This window comes from Phosphitispora fastidiosa (genome assembly GCF_019008365.1).
Taxonomy (GTDB): Bacteria; Bacillota; Thermincolia; order Thermincolales; family UBA2595; genus Phosphitispora; species Phosphitispora fastidiosa.
Window position 1 is genome coordinate 1 of sequence record NZ_JAHHUL010000049.1, and the last position, 1548, is coordinate 1548.

1 protein-coding gene and 1 pseudogene are annotated in these 1548 nt (G+C 40.2%); both read left to right on the top strand.

Annotation, left to right across the window (positions count from 1 at the left end; translation table 11 throughout):
• Positions 1 to 180 (top strand): annotated as a pseudogene (locus Ga0451573_RS18855) (group II intron reverse transcriptase/maturase); the annotation flags it as partial.
• A 152-nt stretch (positions 181 to 332) separates the two neighbouring features.
• Positions 333 to 1457 carry a DUF4365 domain-containing protein gene (locus tag Ga0451573_RS18860; RefSeq protein ID WP_231685743.1) on the top strand — a complete coding sequence of 375 codons (1125 nt, stop codon included), beginning with the start codon at positions 333 to 335 and terminating at the stop codon, positions 1455 to 1457.
• Positions 1458 to 1548 lie beyond the last annotated feature (91 nt).

Here is a 1548-nt window from a genome sequence, read left to right on the forward strand (position 1 = left end):
CTGAACGAATACTACTATATAACCAAGAAAATACTCTACAAATGGCTGAACCGGAGGAGTCAGCGGCGAAGTTTTAATCTCTGCCAGTTTAGACGACTTCTCAGACGCTACAGAATTGAGGTTCCTAGAATAAGGGAAAACCCTAATACCCAGTTAGAACTTGACTTTAGTTTTGTCTGACTTACGGAGGCGAATATTCCTGAAGAGCCCGGTGCGATAATTCCGCACGCCGGGAATCTGTGCGGGGGGCGTCGGGCAACCGGCGTTCCTACCGTGACGGTGAAATGCGGCTAGGTTTCATATTTAGAATAAAAATAATAGGAGCTGGGTTTATGGCTCAAAGAACGAAGACTCACGAAATTGACACAATAGCCCAACAAGTATTTTGTTCTTCAATGCCCGAATCATGGGTAATACGAAAACAAGAACCTGACTATGGGATAGATTTTCAGGTGGAAGTGTTTGAAAATGGGCAATCAACAGGTGTATTATTTGAAGTCCAGCTTAAAGGTACAACTTTACCAAACTACAAAAATGGTTATTTACTACATCGTTTCAAGGTGTCCCACTTACTTGATTATATTGGTCGAGTACTACCAATAATTATTGTCATTGTTGATGCTAAAATGAAGCGTGCTTTTTGGGTATCTGTTGATGAAACTATAAGTTACCTGTGGAAAACTTTGCCTGATTGGGGAAAGAGGAAATACTTAACTTTATGCGTACCAGTCAGTCAAGAGTTGCCTGAAACAACTACACAATTGGGTCGAATGATGACTAAAGCCACTAGTTCGCTTCGGAGTTTAAAAAGGGATACTGGGTGCTTGGTGTTCAGTTACGATGATTATTGTTTTGTGCCTGATGGTGGTTTTAATCGTTTAGAAAATTATAGACTGGAGATTGATGTTAACTTTTATTCGGAGCGTCCCATGAGTGAAATTATTGTGTCATTTTGTATTGAAGAGGGAAGTGGCGCTAGCAGATTTCAACGGTCTAAAGGACTATTAGAGGTTTGGAAACTTTGTGTAGACCAAAAAATATTTCTTGGCGTTGTTAACAGGGCAGTTGACCCTCGCCAAGTTTTTATTGGACCGCCTATTACTATCAAAACATGGCAAGAATTAAATATATCCGTTTCTTCTGATTCACTTATTCTAGATGTGAATGGCACCCAAAAACATTACGAACTTGAGAGTAAGTTGCCAATTGGACACTTGTTTATTATTGGCGCTAAGAGTACCGGGACTGGGATTGTAAACGGTCTATATGGTGCAATCAAAAAAATCAAAATACATGATTTAAATATCTGTAGAGATATTGCGTTATGGACTTTTCCCAGGATATTTCCTTCACTGGACATATCAGGGAATGGTCGATATCTTTCGTTTCCTTTTACTGAGACAAGCAGAAATGCAAGATGTACTAACGATCCCTATTATACTCAACTATTTGATTGAAATAATGCCGCCGCACATCACCTAACATTTTAGCCGTGTTTCCGCAGTTGAGCATGCAAAAACACCGGCTAAGCACTGGCCCTACCGGCGT